Annotated in this window: 16 protein-coding genes; 7 read left to right on the forward strand and 9 right to left on the reverse strand. The window is 64.8% G+C overall.

Going from position 1 to position 18768, the window contains the following annotated elements:
* Window positions 1-52: 52 nt before the first annotated feature.
* The 4 genes from SH602x_RS11970 to SH602x_RS11985 form a co-directional block, all read right to left on the reverse strand.
* Window positions 53-2413 (reverse strand): DUF1549 domain-containing protein, encoded by a 2361-nt coding sequence (locus tag SH602x_RS11970; protein ID WP_479477006.1) that lies wholly within the window; start codon window positions 2411-2413, stop codon window positions 53-55.
* Window positions 2397-2915: an RNA polymerase sigma factor gene (locus tag SH602x_RS11975; protein ID WP_479468217.1), complete on the reverse strand. Its 519-nt coding sequence runs from the start codon at window positions 2913-2915 to the stop codon at window positions 2397-2399. Before SH602x_RS11975 ends, SH602x_RS11970 begins: the two co-directional genes overlap by 17 nt.
* Before the next feature lie 419 nt (window positions 2916-3334).
* A complete protein-coding gene (locus SH602x_RS11980) occupies window positions 3335-4600 on the reverse strand; it encodes a DUF1501 domain-containing protein (RefSeq protein ID WP_479477007.1) in 1266 nt (421 codons plus the stop codon).
* A 91-nt stretch (window positions 4601-4691) separates the two neighbouring features.
* Entirely contained in the window at window positions 4692-6497 is a 1806-nt protein-coding gene (locus tag SH602x_RS11985; protein WP_479477008.1) for a DUF1549 domain-containing protein, read from the reverse strand.
* Between the two features lie 560 nt (window positions 6498-7057).
* Here SH602x_RS11985 and SH602x_RS11990 point away from each other — a divergent pair.
* Window positions 7058-8158, forward strand: coding sequence for an alpha/beta hydrolase (locus SH602x_RS11990; protein ID WP_479477009.1), 1101 nt, complete (start codon window positions 7058-7060; stop codon window positions 8156-8158).
* Here the strand turns inward: SH602x_RS11990 and SH602x_RS11995 are convergent.
* The gene (locus SH602x_RS11995; protein ID WP_479468213.1) at window positions 8090-8425 is read right to left on the reverse strand and encodes a hypothetical protein; all 336 of its coding nucleotides are present in this window, start codon (window positions 8423-8425) and stop codon (window positions 8090-8092) included. The genes SH602x_RS11990 and SH602x_RS11995 overlap by 69 nt on opposite strands.
* A 292-nt stretch (window positions 8426-8717) precedes the next feature.
* Between SH602x_RS11995 and SH602x_RS12000 the strand changes: the two genes are divergently transcribed.
* From SH602x_RS12000 to SH602x_RS12010, 3 genes are all read left to right on the forward strand, one after another.
* Window positions 8718-9218, forward strand: coding sequence for a hypothetical protein (locus SH602x_RS12000; protein ID WP_479477010.1), 501 nt, complete (start codon window positions 8718-8720; stop codon window positions 9216-9218).
* 349 nt (window positions 9219-9567) lie between these two features.
* Complete coding sequence (locus SH602x_RS12005; protein ID WP_479477011.1) at window positions 9568-10071, forward strand: DinB family protein; 504 nt, start codon at window positions 9568-9570, stop codon at window positions 10069-10071.
* 207 nt (window positions 10072-10278) lie between these two features.
* Complete coding sequence (locus SH602x_RS12010) at window positions 10279-10485, forward strand: hypothetical protein (RefSeq protein WP_479468210.1); 207 nt, start codon at window positions 10279-10281, stop codon at window positions 10483-10485.
* 94 nt (window positions 10486-10579) lie between these two features.
* Here the strand turns inward: SH602x_RS12010 and fabF are convergent, their stop codons facing one another.
* From fabF to SH602x_RS12030, 4 genes are all read right to left on the reverse strand, one after another.
* The gene (gene fabF, locus SH602x_RS12015; RefSeq protein ID WP_479468209.1) at window positions 10580-11863 is read right to left on the reverse strand and encodes a beta-ketoacyl-ACP synthase II; all 1284 of its coding nucleotides are present in this window, start codon (window positions 11861-11863) and stop codon (window positions 10580-10582) included.
* A 273-nt stretch (window positions 11864-12136) separates the two neighbouring features.
* Entirely contained in the window at window positions 12137-12679 is a 543-nt protein-coding gene (locus tag SH602x_RS12020; RefSeq protein ID WP_479477012.1) for a 3-hydroxyacyl-ACP dehydratase FabZ family protein, read from the reverse strand.
* A gap of 171 nt (window positions 12680-12850) precedes the next feature.
* Window positions 12851-13237: an acyl carrier protein gene (locus SH602x_RS12025; RefSeq protein WP_479477013.1), complete on the reverse strand. Its 387-nt coding sequence runs from the start codon at window positions 13235-13237 to the stop codon at window positions 12851-12853.
* 228 nt (window positions 13238-13465) lie between these two features.
* Window positions 13466-13975, reverse strand: a complete 510-nt coding sequence (locus SH602x_RS12030; protein ID WP_479477014.1) for a 3-hydroxyacyl-ACP dehydratase FabZ family protein — start codon at window positions 13973-13975, stop codon at window positions 13466-13468.
* A 379-nt stretch (window positions 13976-14354) separates the two neighbouring features.
* Here SH602x_RS12030 and ptsP point away from each other — a divergent pair, with 379 nt between their 5' ends.
* From ptsP to SH602x_RS12045, 3 genes are all read left to right on the forward strand, one after another.
* The gene (ptsP, locus tag SH602x_RS12035) at window positions 14355-16121 is read left to right on the forward strand and encodes a phosphoenolpyruvate--protein phosphotransferase (protein WP_479477015.1); all 1767 of its coding nucleotides are present in this window, start codon (window positions 14355-14357) and stop codon (window positions 16119-16121) included.
* Window positions 16122-16231: 110 nt separating this feature from the next.
* A complete protein-coding gene (locus SH602x_RS12040) occupies window positions 16232-16930 on the forward strand; it encodes a hypothetical protein (RefSeq protein ID WP_479477016.1) in 699 nt (232 codons plus the stop codon).
* A 120-nt stretch (window positions 16931-17050) separates the two neighbouring features.
* On the forward strand, window positions 17051-18469 hold the full coding sequence (locus SH602x_RS12045) for a sigma-54-dependent transcriptional regulator (RefSeq protein ID WP_479477017.1): 1419 nt from the start codon (window positions 17051-17053) through the stop codon (window positions 18467-18469).
* Window positions 18470-18768: the final 299 nt, after the last annotated feature.

Here is an 18768-nt window from a genome sequence, read left to right on the forward strand (position 1 = left end):
TGCGGGGCGCCGGAAAGTACCTGCGACCCTGAATGATTTTGATCGAAAAGCGTCAATGGTCCAGAACGAACTCGTTGGAGTTCAAAAGGGCCCACCAAAGGTTCTGCAGGCCCTCTTCCGGTCGATCCGGGTTCGCCTGGAACAGGCGAGCGGCAAGCATACGTTCCTGCGGGTTCGGCATGCGTGCGAACGCCGTCAGGAAGAGGTGTTCGATCTTCGCGGCCGGGGGCGCGGCGCTCTTCGCCAGCCGATCGAGGTAGCTCCCCGACTTGGTTGCGAGAGCGTCCCGGGTCAGGTCGCCGTGCATCATTTCGAGGATCATCCCCGCGGTCGGATCGAACGACTCGACCACGTGCGGATCCTCGTCGGAATCGCGAACGGGACGGAACGCCGCCAGCCATTCCCCCTTCCTGGCGAAGGATTCTTCCGGCTTCGACCGGCTGGCCTGGAACGCGTCGGCGGCGACGAGGAGCGAGTCGTAGATCGTTCCCGGTTCGAGCGGGCGGACGTAGTACCGCGAGAAGTAAGGCTCCGTCCCTTCCTCCGGACGATCCGCGTTCTTCGACCGAGGGAGCGTCGAGCCGCGCTTGAACGGCTCTGAAAGGGCCAGCCAGCGCACCAGATCCTGAAGCTTGCCGCCGTGCGCGGAAGTCTCGTCGGAAAGGAGCGTGACCGCGGCGGGGAACCGGTCCTCGCGATGCGGGCCGAGGTCGTCGACGACCGGGGCGAGCCCGTAGCCGAAGAACCGCTTCCAGACGCGATGCACGAGCGCCCGATAGACCTGGGGCGAGGACGCGACGAGTTCCGACAACTCCTCCCGCCGGCGGACCGTCTCGACGTCGCCGTTGGGGTCGATGCGGAAGTCATGGAACACCGGCAGAACGGCCCTGGTGCGACCCGACGGGTCCGCGAAGAGCATTTCCTGATCGGCCAGATCGCGGTCGACGACCCGCGCCCGACCGCTTTCGATTCCTTCGACGCGGGTCTGCTGGAAGAAGGCGGCGAGCTGCCAGAACCGGTCCTGCTTCCAGTCGTTTTCCGGGTGATCGTGGCACTGCACGCACTGGGCCCGTTCGCCCAGGAACGCCCGGGCGGTGCGACTGGCTGCGAGCACGCCTTCGTCCGGAAGCGGACCCTCCGAAGCGGGAGCGCTCCGGACGGTCGACAGCAGGAAGTTCACGGCGGGGTCGAAGTCCTTCGCCTTCGGATCGTTCGACCCTTCCGCGGCGACGAGTTCGGCCACGATGTCGTGGAACGGAACGCCCGCCCGCAGACGGCCTGCCAGGTGGCGAACGAACTGGTAGCGATCGACCGGGCTGTTCTCGAAATCCGTGACGCCGAGCGCCTCGTCCGCGAGCGTCTCCGCCCAGTAATCGTAGAATTCGTCCCGCTCGGTCAGGGAAATGACGAGCCGCTGACGTTCGAAGGTCGTCAACTTGTCCGACGCTTCGCGCAGTTCGGCGACGGTCGGAATGCGACCGAGCACGCGAAGGTAGACGCGGCGGACCCACAGCAGTTGCGGCGCTTCCGGAGCGGGATCGACCTTGGCCTCGGACCAGATCCTTTCGAATTCTGCATCCAGCAGCGCCAGAACGCGGAAGTCATCGACGTGGGGCAGAGTGGCCAAGGCGCCGATCTTGTCTTCGTCGACGTTCGCGAACGCCTCCTCGTCGAACATACCGCCCGACGCCGCGGGCCCGGCAGCGGCGCCTTCGGCTGCGGAGTCGAGGGCCACCTCCGCTCGTTCGAGGTCGAACGGCGAGGGGAGCAGAATCGGATCGGTCGAGCGAGGAACGCGATTCCGATCGCGAGCAGCCGGCGACGGGGAGAATTCGTCAGGGCCGGAAACCGATGTGCGGGGAGATCCGGCGGCGATCGATCGAGCGTCGGGATTCGCCGGATCGTCCGACGAAGCGACGGCAGGTTCGGCGCCTGAATTCGCGTTCGCCCGGTCGTACAGCAGGAGCGCGACGGCCGCGCTCAAAGCGACGGCGGAAAGACACGCCGCGGTAGCGAGTCGCTGCCAGCGGAGATCCCGATCTGCGCGCCCGACGAGCCGCTCCGCCGCCGGGGCAGGGGCGACACAGGGAAGGGACCCGGGAACACTGGGGAGGGAACGAGCGCCCGTGGGAACAGCCCGGCTCGCGGGGAGCGACCTGGTCGCCGCGACGGCTGCGGCGACTTCGCGGACGAACGTCGGTTGATTGGGGCGTCGTTCGACGGAAGCGACGGCCTTTTGCGGCGTCCCTGCGGCGCCCCGGTTCGAGGCGAGCGGCTTCCCCCCGTTCCCGGCGAGACGCTTGCGTTCCGCCAGCGCAGCGAGAATCCGACCCGACAGATCGGGCGGAGTCTCGGCGCCCAGCGCTTCGCCGAGCATCGATTCGAGGAGGAGGTCTTTACCGTCGGTCGTCATGTAACTTTGTTTCGACGCAGTCGCGAAGGAGAGTCTTCGCACGCTGCATCAGGTTTTTCGCGCCATGTTCCGTAATGCCGAGTCCCTCGGCGATTTCCTGCCGCGACGCCTTGTCGCGGAAGCGACGTTCGAGCGCCCAGCGGGCCCGGTCGGTCAGTCGCGTCAGGCAGTCCCGCAGTGCATCGATCGCCTCTTCGCCGCCGTCCTTCGGCATCCATTCTTCCCACGCCCGGTCGAGCTGTTCCACCTGGTCCGTCAGGACGACGCGTTTGGCGCGCCGTTGATAGGAAATCCAGAGGTTACGCGCGACCGTTCGGAGGTAGGAGGAAGTGGCCGCAGGATCGTAGTCCTGAAACGGCTTCTGAAGCACGATCAGGAACGTCTCCTGCGTCAGATCCTCCGCCAGGGAGGCCTCGCAGCCGAGCGAACGCAGGTAGCGCCAGACGCCGTCCTGGTGCGTACGGATCAGTTCGGCAGGATCATATCCGAACTCTTCCGTCATCAGGGCGAAACCGTCGGCGCTATGAGAAAAACGTGCGGGAGAAGACGGGGTACTCAGGAAATCGAGAAGCCCCTGATTTCGCAACGGCGAAGGATTCGCCGTTAGGTCCGATGTTGCGGGAAGAGACGCCGGCGCCAGTCGCGGGGAGCGCGGTAATCTCCGAAATGAGGCGTTTCCGGCTCGACGAAGCGGGGGGAAAAGGCGGCGGCGCCAGATTCCATCATTCCTCGGGCGGCGAGGAAGCGCCAGAGTCCGGGCGGGCAGGGAGAAATGCGATCGCCCGCGTCGCATGTCCGTCGGCGGGAAGAATGGATCGGGAGGGTCGTAGCGGCCCCGTGCGTCCGTCCCTAACGCGAGCGACGCTTGCCGGTGTTCGGCAAGCGTCGTGCGGTTTCAGGATCTTCGGGGCTCTACTTCGGTTAGGCGAAGAGTTCCTTGATGACCTTGCCGGAGTTGGCGATCTTCATCGGGCGGCCCGAGAGGCTGGTGAAGGTCGTTTCCAGGGAGATGCCGAGGGCATGGCAGACGCTGGCCATCATGTCCTGGCTGGTGTAGGGCTCGGTGACGACGCTGGTGCCGTCGGCGTCGGTTTCGCCGACCGCCTGGCCCCCCTTGATGCCGCCGCCGCCGACGACGACCGACCAGGAGCGGGCCCAGTGGTCGCGACCGGCGTTGCCGTTGATGCGGGGGGTCCGTCCGAACTCGCCCATCCACATGACGACCGTGTCTTCGAGCAGACCGCGCTGGGCGAGGTCCTCGACGAGGGCGCTCATGGCCTGGTCGAGCTCGGGGAGCTTGGTGTTCTGGAGCGTGTTATGGATGCCGTTGTGCATGTCCCAGCCGCCGTTTCCGACTTCGACGAAGGGGACGCCCGTCTCGACCAGGCGGCGGGCCATCAGGCAGCCGCGCCCGAAGGCGTTGTCGCCGTAGCGTTCGAGCATGGCGGGGGCTTCCTGGGCGACCTTGAAGGCGTCCATCTGCTTGCTGGTCATGAGGTTGACCGTCTTCTGCAGGATCTTCATGTGGTCGGCGGCGGCCGATCCGCGGTTTTCCGCGATGAAGCCCTTTTCGACCAGTTCCAGAGCGGCCATGCGCTGGGACAGGCGGTCGTTCTCCATGTTCATCTGGAGATTGCGGACCTGTCCGTTGGAGTTGACGGAGAAGGGGGCCCAGGCCATGCCCAGGAAGCCCGGTCCGACGCCTCCGCCGCCGATGGAGACGAAGGGGGGGATCTCCAGTTCGGGGCGCTGGTCGATGGTTTCGTGGGAGACGACGGCGCCGTAGCTGGGATGCTCGATCGAGGGATTGGGGACGTAGCCGGTCTGCATGTAGTAGCGACCGCGGTCGTGGTCGGCTTCGCGGGTGCTCATGGAGCGGACGACGGCCATGTGCTTCATCTGCTGGGCCATCAGCGGCATGTGCTCGCTGATCTGCAGATCGCCGGTGGTGCTGATGGGGCGGAAGGGACCGCCCGTGGGCGCGCCCGGCTTGAGGTCCCAGATGTCGATCGAGGCCGGTCCGCCGCCCATCCACAGCAGGATCGCGCTCTTGCGCTTCTTGGAGAGCTCGTTGGCGTTCGCCAGAACGCTCCCCCCCATCGTCAACGCCGGCACCGTCAGAGCCGATGCCCCCGCCAGGTGCGACATGAAGTGACGACGAGACATCCCGCTAGGCGTAGTGAACATGGCAGTGGTTCCTGAATCGTGAGGCTGGTTCGAAAGGTGACTGTGCGGCCCGAAGCAGGCTGCGTCGCCTGCCTCGCGATCGGTTCGCGATTTAGTGGTTGAAGATGAACTCGTTGGAGTTCAGCAGGGCCCAGAACATGTCCTGCAGCGCTGCCGTTTCGTCGCCCCGGCGAGCCTTGAGCAGCTCGTTGGCGATGGCGAGTTCCTTGTCGCTCGGCTTGCGGGCAAGACCCGAGAGATAGATGTAGTTGATCTTGTCCCGGCTGCTGAGCTTGCTGCTGGAGATCGTCGTCAGGAAGCTGCCCGGCTCGTTGCTGGTGGCGTCCTTGATCAGGTCGCCGTTGAACATCATCAGCACCTGCGGAATCGTGCCGTTGAACGAGGTCGTTTCGCCGCCTGCGTCGGTGCCGAACGCCTGGACGAACTGGCCGAGCCACTGGGCCTTCTGCGCTTCCTGTTCTTCGTAGCTGCCGCGGGTCTTGTGAGCCTGCGTGGCGACGAGCAGCGATTCGTAAAGCTGTTCGGCTTCCATCTGTCGCAGATAGAAGTGGGTGAACCGCGGCTTCTCGCCCAGAAGCGGATCGTCCGACTGGTTGTCGTCGGTGATCCGGCTGGAGAGCGAATAGGCTTCGCTGAGGGCGATCCAGCGGATCAGCTCCTTGGTGTTGAAGCTGTTCTTGCGGAACTGTTCGGCAAGGTAGTCGAGCAGGATCGGGTTCGACGGCGGGTTGTGGGGACCCATGTCGTCGATCGGCTTGGTGAAGCCGTAGCCCAGGAAGTGCGACCACATCCGGTTCGCCATGGTCTTCTCGAGGTAGTTCGAGTTGACCATGAACTTGCCGAGCTCGTTGCGACGAACGACGTCGCTGACGTAACCGCTCTTCGAGATCTCTTCGCCGTCCACGTAGATGGGGTAGGCGACCTTGAGCAGACCGTTACGCAGCTCGTAGTACAGTTCCGCCTCGACGGGGTTGCCCCCTTCGCCGGCGAAGTCCTGATTGACGAGCTCCGCCGAGGAGACCATGTTGCCGCCCGGCGCGAACGTACGCAGCGCCCGCGACTGGCGGAAGAAGGCGTTCATCTCCCAGAACTTCTGCTGCTTCCACTCGTTGAACGGGTGGTTATGGCACTGCGTGCATTGTACCTGCAGGCCCAGGAAGATCCGGGTGGTGTCAGCGGTCGCGAGCGTGGCGTCTTCTTCGTTGACCTTATCGACGAGGAAGTTGACGGCGCCGTTAAAGCCTTCCGAACCGGGCGTCGTGACGCCGGTCGCGGTAACGAGCTCCTCGACCATTTTGTCGTAGGGCTTGTTCCGCGCGAAACTGTCGCGGAGGTACTTCTGCATCCCGGGGCGGGAGATCAGCGAGTTCTGGTCGTTGCCCCCCGTCCGTCCGATCAGAACCGTGGTCCAGACCGTGGTCCAGTTGCGGGCGTAGTCCTCGACGTAGTCGTCGCTCGACAGGAGCGTGTTGACGAGCTTCGCCTTCTTGTCGGACGACGTGTCGGCGAGGAAGGCGCCCAGTTCCTGAACCGAGGGAACGCGACCGAGCACGTCGAGATAGACGCGGCGGCACCACTCCCCGTCCGAAGCGGGGGGCGAAGGCTTCAGGTCGTAGTCGATCCAGGCCGCGCGGATCTCTTCGTTGATCCTGGCGACCTGAGGGATGCCGTAATCGGGCGCCGGCTTGGGGAGCTTCGCCGCGGGAGGAGCCTTCTCCGGCGCCGCATCTGCTGACGTCGTCTCCGCCGAGGTCGCATCCGTGGAAGTCTGCTGAGCCGGGGTCGTCTCAAGCCCGGTCGGTTGAGCGTGCGCTGCGGAAACGGCGAAGGCCGCTCCGCAAAGCATGGCCGACGCGGCGAACGACCCGCTCCCTCGATTCCACCGAATTCGAATCATCGCGCACTCGCTCCTAACCCGTTACGCCGTCGAAAACGCTCGTTCGCCGCAGCCTGCGGACGAACCGTTTCGAGAGCCCCTGCTGCTGTCACATCGTCAGAACGCGGGCGGCAGGGGAATCGTACTCAGGGGATTATGACGAATCGCGACCCTTAGCGAAACTATTTTCGATGGCTGGCACAGAAATGATTGAGAGGCTCGCAATCGAGCATCCGCATGCGTCGAAGGGCGTCGCGGGCTCTCGACATGAACGAGAAGAGATTTCTGCGGAAAGTCTTTCGCTGTCGATGTTTACCGCGTGGGCAGCCGCCGCCGTCCGCCGTCGCCCTGTGGCGAGGCGATCGGAGCGGAACGACCTTTCGATTCTCGGCCGGCGATGACAAACCTTGCGGGCGCCGGGGCCGTACTGTAAGGACACCGTTCGGGGAGCAGGAGGAATCTGCCCCGCGTTCTGCCGATACGTACAAGCGGCGTGAGCCGCGGGTCGCTACCCCGATCTCGCGATCGTTCGGCATCCGCGCTGACGAAAATTTCCCGACGAAGCGCCTGAAGCCTCCCGAATGTCGCGATTCTTCCCTCTTCTGCTGACGCTCTTGGCGACGCTGATCGGCGGCGGAGGGTGCGCAGGAAGTCTCGGCGGCTTCGTCGTGCAGTCGCCCAACGGCGGAACGCCGAATTCAGCCAGGACGCTGGTCGATCCGGCGGTGCGAGCTCAAAACGGCGTCGATCGGTTTTATCTGCTCGACGTCGGGCCGCCTGTCGCGGAACTGGGCGTGTTGCAGAAGGAGCCGCTGGCGATCTACGGCCAGCCCCGCGGCACGATCCTGGTGCTGCATGGCCTGGGCGGCGAGTCGCTCTGGATGATGCATTTCGCCGACAAGTTCGCGGAGGACGGCTATCGCGTCTTCCTCATCGACTCGCGCGGTCATGGGGCGTCGACCGGCAAACACGTCACCTACGGCGCGCTGGAATCGCAGGACGTGAAGCAGGCTCTCGACGCGCTGTACGCCGCGGACCTGGTCGTCGGAAAGGTCGGCGTCTTCGGCTATTCGCTCGGGGCGAGCAGCGCCATCCTGCATGCGTCGAAGGACGATCGCGTCGAAGCGGTCGTCGCCGTGGCGCCCTTTCGTTCGCTGGAGCATGAGGCCCCTGATTACCTGCGGGGAGCCCTGCCCGGCGTCGGAGCGCTCGTGCCGAAGTCGCTGATCGACGCTTACGTAAAGCAGGGGGCGGAAGTGGCCGGCTTCAGTCCCGATCAGGCGACGCCGGAGCAGGCGATCGCGACCGTCGCGGCGCCGACGCTGCTGCTGCACGGCGAGGACGACACGCTCATTCCCGTCGAACACAGCATCGCCATCGATCGGGCTTCCGGCGGAAAGACGACGCTCGTCACGCTGCCCGGTCGGGGGCACCTGTCGATCTGGGTCGATAAGGAACAGGAAACCAGTCGCTACGCGAGGATCTGGTTCGATCGCTATCTGCCGGCACAGCCCGCGTTTCTCGGCGTTCCGCTGCCGGGCGAACCGGCTGCCGGAGCGCCGCAGTTCGCGCCCACGCCCGCGGGATCTCCTCCGCTGACTTCTCAGGCCCCGTCACTCGATCAGGGGGTCGCGCTGCGGCCCGTCGCGGCGCCGGCGCTTTCGGCTGCCCCGGTTCGCTAGCCGGACGATCGCCACCGCGGTCGACAGGATCAGCACTACGACGGTCGGAATCGCGAGCGTCACCAGGCTGAAGACCGCGACGTCGGTCGATCGGCGTTGCCGCTCTCGTTCGGCAGCCTGCGGATCGACGCTTCCGGTCGCCTTCGCGTTCGATACCTCCGGCGAACGGCGCATCGATTTCGCCAGGTAGAACGCCGACGCTCCGACGAAGCTCGTCAGGAACATCAGCAGGATCAGCGATCCGACGGTGAATCGGCGGGGGAACACGGCGCTGCTTTCGCGAGCTGTCGGAGATGCGATCGGCTTCCGCGACCGACGTTGGGAGCCGCTTCCGGCAAGCTGCCTGTGAAGCCGGATAAGGTTTGACGATTATGCCGCCCGGCCCGGTGAAAACGATTCTTCGACAGGCTCGGAAGAGTCCGAATCGGTGCATTCTCGCATCTGGAACGCCGATCTCAAACCACAGCCATCGATCCGAAGACGGTCGAGGAACCGACTCTTCCCGGATGCGGCCGCGCCTGCGATTCGCCGGACCGGAACGAACGAAAAGGAATTCGCCATGACGCGTGCGTTGTCGGCTCTCGGTCTCGTACTCGGACTCGCGCTGATCGGCACGGGGTGCCAGGCGGCTCGCGTCGGTCACGACCTGGCAGCGCCTCCGGGCCTGCTGCGGTACGACACGATCCAGGCTCACTCCAATTGCCAGAACGCGCGTCCGCAAGTGTTCGGACGGCACGGCGGCCTCCACGCTCGTCGTCATGCCGGCGGCGGCGGGATGGGCCATGCCGCCTACGGTCAGGGCGGCGGACAAGGCGGCTACGGACAAGGCGGGTACTGCCCCGACTGTCAGCCGCCTCTCTCCGTGCACGGTCACCAGGGCTTCGGCGTCGCGGGCTTCCACGGCTCGGCTCACCAGCAGCTCTACACCGACCAGCCGCACGCCGGTCCGAACGGACCGCCGACGGGTCAGTACGCCTACCCGTACTACACGACGCGCGGACCTCGGGACTTCCTGCAGAACAACCCGCCCAGCATCGGGCCCGGATCGAGCAACTACTAATCCGGAGTCGGTCGCGTCGCGATCGCCGAATCGAAACGCCTCTCAGCCGCAGGTTCTCTTCCCGAGAGCGTGCGGCTGAGTTCGTTTTCGGCCGTTCGCGAATAGATCGCGTCTCGCGAAACGGTAGCGGCCCGTGCGGCGATTACGCGGCGAGTCAGATCGCCGGGAACGCCACATGTGAGTGCGACACGCACTAGCAGCCTCGCCAGGTTCGGAACAAGTTCCTCACGGCTCGCGAAAGGGTCGTGAACTCCCCTTTCGTCGTCGCGTCCTGCGACGAATCGCAGGCTGTCTGCCTATTGCAGCAGCCTGCTAGGATGTCGAAGCCGGCCGACTAGCGGAGACGACCATGAGCGACGAAGAACGGACCATCGCAGCCGCGCTGACGATGCTGGTCAGCGAAGCGTTCCTGCGGGCGAGCCCGAACGGAGGCTGGTTTCTGAATCCGGGGCAGCAAGGGTTCGTCGGGGAGTTGGCGAACGTTTCCGCGAAGCAGGCGTCGCTTTCCCCGGCGCCTGGCCGGAAGACGATCGCTTCGCACGCGTCGCATATCAACTACCATCTCTCGCTGCTCAACCGCTTCGCGGCTGGGGAGCCGAATCCGTTCGCGACCGCGGACTGGAAGGAAAGCTGGACCGTGACGTCGGTCTCCGAAGCGGCGTGGGACGACCTGCGAGGAGATTTGAAACGGCACGCCGAAGCATGGCTCGACTTCGTGCGGCAGCCCCGCCCCTGGGGCGAGGTCGAGCTGGCCGGAGCGTTCGCCAGCGCCGCACATGCCGCCTATCATCTGGGAGCGGTGCGGCAGATGATTGCGTGGATCGAGTCGCAGCCGAACGCGAACGTCGAATAGCAGCCCGTTGATTTTTTCGACGGACTGCGTTCGCCGCACGGATGCGGCGTCAAAACAGCGGATTTTCCGCTGTTTTGCGAGGCGTGAGAAACTTGTTTCGAACTTGCCGAGCATGATTTTCGCCACGAAGGCGAAAATCAAAGGGCTGATAGCGCGACGATTCCGACGACGGAAGAGCGACCTCATGCGAGAGGCCCGGGACGACGAATGAAGTGGCTCGCGTACGGCCTGGTCGGCTTCTGCTCCGGCGCCTTCGTCGGATGGGGCGCCTACGTCAGCTTCGTCGAGACGCCCCTCTTCGGCGATTCCGGCGGGACCATCTGGCTGGACCTGCTGGCCGCGTTTCTGGGCTCGGGAATCGGAGCCCTCGCGGCGGTCGCTTTCGGCTGGGCGATCCGCAGCCGCCGGTTCTGAAGCTCTGCCCGAACGACGGGACGGAGTCGCAGGGTGGTCATTGACCCACCCTGCGAGAGACGCGAACCCTATCTCCGAAGGCCCGTGCTTCGTCTCAGCCCGCGTAGCGGCGGGCGATCAGGGCGACGTTCTGACCGCCGAAGCCGAAGCTGTTCGAGAGGGCGACGTCGCACTTCGCCTCGCGAGCTTCGTTCGGGATGTAATCCAGATCGCAGTTCGGATCCGGGTTCTCGTAGTTGATCGTCGGCGGCAGCACGTTGTCGCGGATCGCCATCAGGCAGACGATCAACTCGGTCGCCCCCGCTGCGGCGATCAGGTGGCCCATCATGCTTTTCGTGCTGGAGACGGGAACCTGCTTCGCCCGTTCGCCGAAGACCTGCTTGCAGGCCAGCGTTTCGACCTTGTCGTTGACCGTCGTGCTCGTGCCGTGGGCGTTGATGTAGTCGATGTCCTGGGTGGTCAGCGACGCGTCGGCCAGCGCCATCTTCATCGCCGCGATCGCGCCGTGGCCGTCGGGCGGAATGTCCGTGATGCGATAAGCGTCGGCGGTGGTGCCGTAACCGACGATCTCGCCGAAGATCGGCGCGCCGCGCTTGAGCGCGTGTTCCAGCTCTTCGAGGATGACCATGCTGGACCCTTCGCCGATCACGAAGCCGTCGCGGCGGGCGTCGAACGGGCGGGAAGCCTTGGTCGGATCGGCGTTGTTCGTCGAGAGCGCGGTCAACAGGTTGAAGCCCGTCACGCCGAACGGATGGATCATGGAGTGCGTGCCGCCCGAGATCATGATCGTCGCGTCGCCGCGGCGGATCATCTCGGTCGCTTCGCCGATCGCCTGACTGCTGGCCGCGCAGGCGGTGAGGCAGTTGCTGTTGGGTCCCTGCGCGTCGAACAGGGCGGCGACATGGCCCGCCGGCATGTTCGGTTCCTGCTCCAGTTCGATCGTGGGGTTCAGCGTCTTCAGGCCCTGCTGGCAGAACTTGACCAGGTTCAGCTCGTTCCCCTCCAGCGCCGCGGCCATCATGCCGGCGAACGCGAGGAAGTCCTGGTTGCCTTCGCCGCTCCCCAGGTAGACGCCGACCTCGATCGGGTCGATGCCCGAGTTCATGAAGCCGGAGACTTCGACTGCCTGCTTGGCGGCGCCGATGGCGAAGCGAGTGTGGCGCCCGCGGAGTTCCCAGTCCTTGGGGTTCTCGCCGACCAGTTCGACGCCCCAGTTCTTGACCTCGGCGGCGATCTTCGTGGGGAAATTGCTGGCGTCGAAGATCGTGATCCTGGCGACGCCCGATCGGCTCTCCTTCAGCCCCTTCCAGACGGACTCGACGTCATGGCCCATAGGGTTGACCATGCCGATGCCCGTGACCACGACGCGACGTCTCATGAACCGATAGCCTGTGGAATTGCGAGTCGGACGGCGGAGGATCGAAGCAGGGAGGCGTCGCCGGCGATCCGTGTCGCGAGCGGGGCGGACCCTCGAGTCGAGTCTCCGATGTCTTAGGGGCCCGGGCGAACCAGCCTCGAACTTGTCGAATCGCCGACGATTCCGTTCGCGGGTCTAGCTTCGTCCGAGCTACTTAAGAAAGCAGGGGGATTCCGGTCGCGTCAAGTCTAAGGGAATTCGAAGCAGGGCGGGCGAGGTTCGCGACCCCGTTCGCTAAGTCGTCCGCGCCATGACCCTTCGTTCGGCATCGAGCATCCGCTGCGGCGGCTGCAGCGGATTGCCCTGTTCGTCCTTGCCCACGTCGTACAGGCCGAGCAGACGCATCCAGCGCAGCATATCGGACGGTTCGAACTGCTCGACGCCCTGAAAGTTCTGGTCGTCCAGATGGGCGAACATCAATTCGATGGTCGCCTGCTGGCGATCGCCGACATGCACGGTCCCCTGGACGATGGCGCCGTCCGACTGCAGGCGTTGCACTTCGGCGACGTACCGCAGCGTATCGCCCGGGAAGACCGGGAACGCGAACTCCGCCTTGCCGACCTTCGCGAGCACGACGCGTTCTTCGAAACCGCCGAACTCGCCGACGAGCAGGCCGCCCGTCTGGGCCATCCCCTCGATGATCAGCGAATGGGGCATCGCCGGCCAGGAAGTTACTTGCGAGTGCAGGTGTTCTTCGGCGATCGATACGTTCTTGATCGCAACGGCGCGCTTGCCCCGCTCGAATTCGACGAACCGATCGATCCAAAACCAGCGCATGCGTCGTCGCGTCCCGTGAAAGCGATAACTCGGCGGGTATTTTCGAAAAGCGGAACCGCGAGGCTCGAAGGAACTTGTTCGCGGATTCCCAGGCGAAGCGTCCAGTTCGCGTCGAAGCCCGACGAACAGGCTCCGACGACGATCGCGACGGCGGTCTGGCCGCCGCGGCGACTACTTGTTGACCTTCGTCTTGACGTAGTTGCAGAGATCCTGAACCGTCAGCAGGTTAGGGAACTCGGCGACCTGCGGGTTCTTCTCGAACTTCGACAGGTCCGCGAACGGCATGCGGCGCTTCAGTTCGGCGATACCGACGTCGGTGACTCGACCGTCGCTGACGTACTCGCCGCTGGTCAGAATCTCTTCGGGGAAGAGCTCCGAGCGCGGGATCTCGATGCCGAACGAGTTTTCGAGTCGGAACACGATGTCCAGGAAGTCGATCGACTCCGCGCCGAGATCGCCGACGATCGTCGCCTGCGGCGTCACTTCCTCTTCGTCTACCGCCAGCGCTTCGACGAGAGCCGACTGCACCTTCTCGAACACTTCTTGATCCGTAGGCATTCCGTTGAAATCTCCGTGACGTTTCGTTGTGCGTTCCCGCGGGAAGCGACTTCGCTAACCAGAGTACCGGACTGGAGAGTCGTTTGACTCGACGCCGTACGCCCGCAGGCGAGGAACGGCGAATGAATTCGAACTAGGGCGACGGGTGCGTCGTAGGAAATCAGGAGCGGACGATCCGGGGGCGACCTTCCCCCCTGGCACGACGCATCTCGCGGCGAACGACGAACCTCAGGCCGCGGAGGTCGGAACGGAACCGGCGGAGCGCCCGGACGTGCGGTCAAGCAGCGCGAACAGGTCGCGGCTTTCCGCACGCATCCGCGCGTCCAGCGCCTCCAACTCCGGCCGATCGTCCGCGAGGTTCGCTCGCACGATCGTCAGTCGGGCCATCACGGCGACGCGACCTTCGACGGTCGCCTTCGCCTTGAACGTCACTTCGTGGCCAACCTCCTTGATCAGCTCCGAATGGACCGCGAGCGTTTCGCCGGGTTTGACGAAGTCCGCGTATTTAACGTTTCTGGCGTCTTTTAGCCAGACCGTGGAATAACGGAATTCGTCCGTGACCCGGGAGAGCCACGCGCTCGCTTGGAAGAGGGATTCGAGCATCAGGACGCCCGGCATGACCGGAAATCTCGGGAAATGATCCGCGAGATACTCTTCGGCGATGCTAAGGGCTTTCGTAGCCTGAATTTGCTTACCAACTTCGATTTCGACGATCGTGTCGACCAGCGAAAATCGCATCGGCTACTCCGCAAGCGCGAAGCCTCGACAGGGCCTTAACTTCGGTAAATTGAAGCGGTGAGTATAGCGGGCGCGGTCCAGCGTGACAATCGCGGCTGCGCAGGCTCTGCCGCCGTCCGGCGAACGATTCGGAAGTCCGTTCGCGCCGCGATCCGCATCCGATATAATTGCTCTCCTTGATAGCTCGACGCGCGCTGGATAGGCGTTGCTTTGGTTCGGCGAAGCTAATGCGGGTAGATCGACTTTCCTCGTTCTGTCGCCCTCAGGCTGCCGAACCTTAGTCGCAGGTCCCGGCGGATGATCGCCGTTCGCTCGGCGGATACGAGACGAGTTTGGACCTCCTTCGCGGTCGCGGAAAGCTCGGGTAGTTTCGTTGACCATGCGTAAAGGAATCGCCGTCAGCCCCGGCGTCGCCGTGGGGACGGCGTACTGCATCAACCAGGTCTACGTCTCTCCGACCGCCCAGCGGAAGCTCGCCCACACGGAGATCTCGGCCGAGCTCGCTCGTTACGAGACCGCCCGCGATCTGACCGCTGCGGACCTGCGCGCTTTCGAGCGGAAGGTCGCCAGCCAGGTCGGTCCCGAAGAAGCGGCGATCTTCGCCGTCCACGAATCGATTCTGTGGGACGCCTCGTTCACGAAGAAGATCCGGGCGTGGATCGTCGACGAACGACTCACCGCCCCGGCGGCGCTTTCGCGCCTGATGGACGAATACGCGGAACGGTTCTCCGGCGCGAGCGAGGAGTTCCTGAAGGAACGGCTGAACGACGTTCGCGACGTCGTGATGCGGCTCAGCGCCCATCTGTCCGAGGTGCTCAAGCCGGACGGCGAACCGCTCGAAGGCAACGTGATCGTCGTGGCGGAGGAACTGTTGCCTTCCCAGGCGGTCGCGCTCGGCAACGTCGACGTTCACGGCATCGTCACGCAGACGGGAAGCCAGACTAGCCACGCCGCGATCATCGCGCGCAGCCGCGGCATTCCCGCGGTGTCCGGGGTCGCCGGCATCCTGAAGCAGGTGAAGACCGGCGATCCGATCGTCGTCGACGGTCGGACGGGGCACGTCATCGTCGAGCCTGATTCGGAGGTGCTGACCGCCTACCGGAAGCTCGAACGGGAGTTCGTCAATCTCAAGAACCAGCTCGCGGCGAATCGCGACGAACCGGCGCTTCTGAAAGATGGAACGCCGCTGCACCTGCTCGCCAACATCAACAGCGTGCATGACGCTCAGACAGCCACGGCGATGGGCGCGTCAGGCGTCGGGCTGTTTCGTACGGAGTACCTCTACCTCACGCACCCCGACGTGCCCGACGAGGAGGAGCAGTACTGCGCCTACTGCGATATCTTCGACGCGGCGCCGGGTAAGACCGTGACGGTCCGGACGCTCGACATCGGCGGGGACAAGACGATTCCCTACCTGGGCCATCGGCACCAGGAGGCGAATCCGTTCCTCGGCTGGCGCTCGATTCGGCTCAGCTTCGAGCATCCCGAATTCTTCATGACGCAGATCCGCGCGATCCTGCGCGCGCAGGAACACGCATTGCGCCACGGCGGCACGCTGCGGCTCATGTTCCCGATGATCACGACGCTGGAAGAACTGCTTCGCGTCCGGAAGATCGTCCGACGCTGCTGCCAAAAGCTCGAGGAGATGGGCAAACCGTACGCCCGTCCGCCGCTGGGCATCATGATCGAGGTGCCGGCCGCCGCAGTCACGATCCCGACGATGCTGAAGTACTGCGACTTCGTTTCGGTCGGATCGAACGACCTGGTCCAGTACCTGATGGCGGCGGATCGCGACAATCCGAAGGTGAACCACCTCTGCGACTCGCTGGCGCCGGCGGTTCTGCGAACGCTGCATCGCGTGATCCGCTGCTGCAACCGGTCGAACAAACCGATCACGGTCTGCGGCGAGATGGCCGGGAAGATGAGTTCGTTCGTCCTGCTCAGCGGAATGGGCCTGCGCAGCTTCAGCATGAGCCCCGCGTTCGTGCCGACGATCAAGGATCTCGCTTCGCACCTTTCCGTCGAACATGCGGAGGCCATCTTCCAGAAGGCCTCCCGGATGACGACCACCTCGCGGGTGAAGAACTACCTCCACCAGGAACTGGAGCGGATCGCCCCCGAGCTCGGCGCCCTGCAGACGGATTGACGCAGTTCGCGGGAAAGCGAGTCCCGGACGAGCGCTTCCCAGGCGAGCGGAGGGTGTCAGCCCTCCGTGTCTATCGACGTTCGGACGGCAGTTCCGAGGAACGAAGGCCCATGGACGCGTCGAACGATCCCGGCAGACCCGATCCGCAGGAGACCGCCGCGCGGGAGGTCGTCCCGAAGAAGCGTTCGCGCTGGTCGATCAGCCTCGGCGGTCTGCTGATCTTCGCCGCCGGGATGATGGTCGGCTTCGCGCCGATGCGGGCGTGGATCTTCTTTCGGGACGAGCCGGAAATGGTGGAGATGCGGCTTGTGCTTTTCGAGATCGACGCCGATCAACGCGACAAATTCCACGAGTCGCTCGCCGCGGCGCAATCCGATCCCGATGCCGCGGACATCGATCTGAATCCGATCTTGAACGGATGCGGACAGGTCACCGTTCTTTCCCGTCCCTACATTATGACGCTGATGGGTCACACCGCCGAACTTTCCGTCGGAGGCGAACGCTTCCTCCCCGCAGCCGACGGGTCCGGCGATGCTCCGCGGTTTTTCGGAGTCTCCGCGTCGATCACGCCGAAGCTTCGCCCCTCGGGAAAAGTGGAAGTCGACTACCGGATCGAGAATTCGACGATCGTCGATAGCGACGCCGGCGAACCGGCGCAGTTCGACGAGACCGTGATCGAGTCGTCGGCGATGCTGGAAGCCGGCAAATGGCACGCGGTCGATATGAATCAGCCGAACCAGGCGAACATCCAGAACGGGCGGGTCCGGATCCTCGTACTGCAACCGCATTGGTTTTCGCGACCCCGCTAACATTCGACGATCGACGGAACGCCGGCGTCTGGTCGGGATATGCTGAAGGACGCACGTCGTTCCGAAACGAATCCGGGCGACTGACGTTCCCTGCTCGCCTGACACGAACTTCGTCCGCACATGCCGCGCCTTCTGATCGTCGATGACGAGCCCGCGATCTGCTGGGGGCTGGAGCGGCTGGGCGAGTCGATGGGCCTGGAGGTCGATTCGGCGTCGTCGGCGGAAGAGGGACTGCGGAAGGTCGATGAACAGACCTACGACGTCGTCTTCCTCGACGTGCGGCTGCCCGGGATGGACGGGCTGGAGGCGATGCCGCGTCTGCGTCCGCGACTGGGCGAAGCGCCCCTGGTCGTGATGACCGCTTACGGCGACCTCGCCACCGCCGTCGAAGCGACCCGGCGGGGAGCGTTCGAATACCTCATCAAGCCGTTCGATCTCGATCAGGCGGAGCGCGTGATCCGTCATGCGCTCGCCGCGCGGGAAGCTCCGGCGGCGCCGACGACCGCGAACGAACCGGAGACGATCGACGGCTTCGTCGGACGATCGCCGCGAATGCAGGAGGTCTTCAAACGGATCGCGCTCGCCGCGGCGAGCGACGCGCCGGTATTGCTCTCGGGCGAGAGCGGCACGGGGAAGGAACTCGCCGCGCGAGCCATCCACCGCTACAGCGCTCGCTCGAACGGACCGTTCGTCGCGCTCAACGTCGCGGCCCTCAATCCTTCGCTGGCCGAAAGCGAGCTGTTCGGTCACGCCCGGGGCGCCTTCACCGGCGCGGACGCTCCGCGCACGGGGCTGCTGGAACTCGCAGCCGGAGGGACGCTCTTTCTCGACGAGGTCGCCGACATTCCGCCCTCGCTGCAGGTGAAGCTGCTCCGCTGCCTGGAACTTCAGGAGGTCACGCCGGTCGGCTCGAACCAGTCGCGTAAAACGAACTATCGCATCGTGGCGGCGACGCATCGCGATCTCGGCGAACTGATCCGCGCGGGAGACTTTCGGGAGGATCTTTACTTCCGCCTGAGCGCGCTTCGGATCGAGCTTCCGCCGCTGCGGGAGCGGATCGAGGATCTGCCGGCGCTGGCTGAATCGTTTCTGCGACGAGCGGAGCAGGGATCGACCTGGAGCGGCAGTTCGTTCGACGCCGCGGCGCTCGCCGAGTTGCAGCGTCGAAGCTGGCCCGGGAACGTCCGGGAACTTCGCCACGCCGTCGAATCGGCCCGACTGCTCGCACGGGGCGGGCGCATTCTTCCGATGCATCTGGAGCCGAGCGGTCGACCCACGCCGCGCACTGTCGCGAAAGGCGACGAAGAACCGGACGAGGTTCTGCGGCGACTGCTGCGGGAGTATGCCGCCCGGCTGGCGGAAGAACGACCGGAATCAGGCGACTGGTACGAGCGATTCCTGTCGCTGGTCGAACCGCCGTTTCTGGAGGCGACGCTCGCACGCTACCGTCAACAGTGCGCCGCGGCGGCGAGAGCGCTCGGCATCCACCGCACGACGCTGCGAAAGAAGCTCGACCAGTACGGCATCCAGAACGATTGAACCGTCGTCGCCGAACCGCGAGTGCACCTTGCGGTTTGCGCGCGTAAGACTGGGTGGCACGGATTGCTTGCAATCCGGGTCGAACGAAGTTCGACAAGAGGATCCAAGGCCGGCCGCGGAGCTTGATTCCGACCGCCGCTGACGGCCTCTTGCGGCTGCGCCGCCCGGATTGACGAGCAATCCGGGCCACCCAGACCATGCGGTTCGCTGAAACTGGGTGAGGCGTCGTGAAGCGACTCCGTGCTACACGCGAACTCCGATGGCAGGCGCAAACTGCAACGTGCGCTACGAACCGCGCG

Source organism: Lignipirellula cremea, assembly GCF_056501455.1.

Excerpts from the sequence above, each read along its gene's own strand:
- SH602x_RS11970 (WP_479477006.1), bottom strand. The coding sequence starts at position 2,413 with ATGACGACCGACGGTAAAGACCTCCTCCTCGAATCGATGCTCGGCGAA.
- SH602x_RS11975 (WP_479468217.1), bottom strand. The coding sequence starts at position 2,915 with ATGACGGAAGAGTTCGGATATGATCCTGCCGAACTGATCCGTACGCAC.
- SH602x_RS11980 (WP_479477007.1), bottom strand. The coding sequence starts at position 4,600 with ATGTTCACTACGCCTAGCGGGATGTCTCGTCGTCACTTCATGTCGCAC.
- SH602x_RS11985 (WP_479477008.1), bottom strand. The coding sequence starts at position 6,497 with ATGATTCGAATTCGGTGGAATCGAGGGAGCGGGTCGTTCGCCGCGTCG.
- SH602x_RS11990 (WP_479477009.1), top strand. The coding sequence starts at position 7,058 with ATGTCGCGATTCTTCCCTCTTCTGCTGACGCTCTTGGCGACGCTGATC.
- SH602x_RS12000 (WP_479477010.1), top strand. The coding sequence starts at position 8,718 with ATGACGCGTGCGTTGTCGGCTCTCGGTCTCGTACTCGGACTCGCGCTG.
- SH602x_RS12005 (WP_479477011.1), top strand. The coding sequence starts at position 9,568 with ATGAGCGACGAAGAACGGACCATCGCAGCCGCGCTGACGATGCTGGTC.
- SH602x_RS12010 (WP_479468210.1), top strand. The coding sequence starts at position 10,279 with ATGAAGTGGCTCGCGTACGGCCTGGTCGGCTTCTGCTCCGGCGCCTTC.
- fabF (WP_479468209.1), bottom strand. The coding sequence starts at position 11,863 with ATGAGACGTCGCGTCGTGGTCACGGGCATCGGCATGGTCAACCCTATG.
- SH602x_RS12020 (WP_479477012.1), bottom strand. The coding sequence starts at position 12,679 with ATGCGCTGGTTTTGGATCGATCGGTTCGTCGAATTCGAGCGGGGCAAG.
- SH602x_RS12025 (WP_479477013.1), bottom strand. The coding sequence starts at position 13,237 with ATGCCTACGGATCAAGAAGTGTTCGAGAAGGTGCAGTCGGCTCTCGTC.
- SH602x_RS12030 (WP_479477014.1), bottom strand. The coding sequence starts at position 13,975 with ATGCGATTTTCGCTGGTCGACACGATCGTCGAAATCGAAGTTGGTAAG.
- ptsP (WP_479477015.1), top strand. The coding sequence starts at position 14,355 with ATGCGTAAAGGAATCGCCGTCAGCCCCGGCGTCGCCGTGGGGACGGCG.
- SH602x_RS12040 (WP_479477016.1), top strand. The coding sequence starts at position 16,232 with ATGGACGCGTCGAACGATCCCGGCAGACCCGATCCGCAGGAGACCGCC.
- SH602x_RS12045 (WP_479477017.1), top strand. The coding sequence starts at position 17,051 with ATGCCGCGCCTTCTGATCGTCGATGACGAGCCCGCGATCTGCTGGGGG.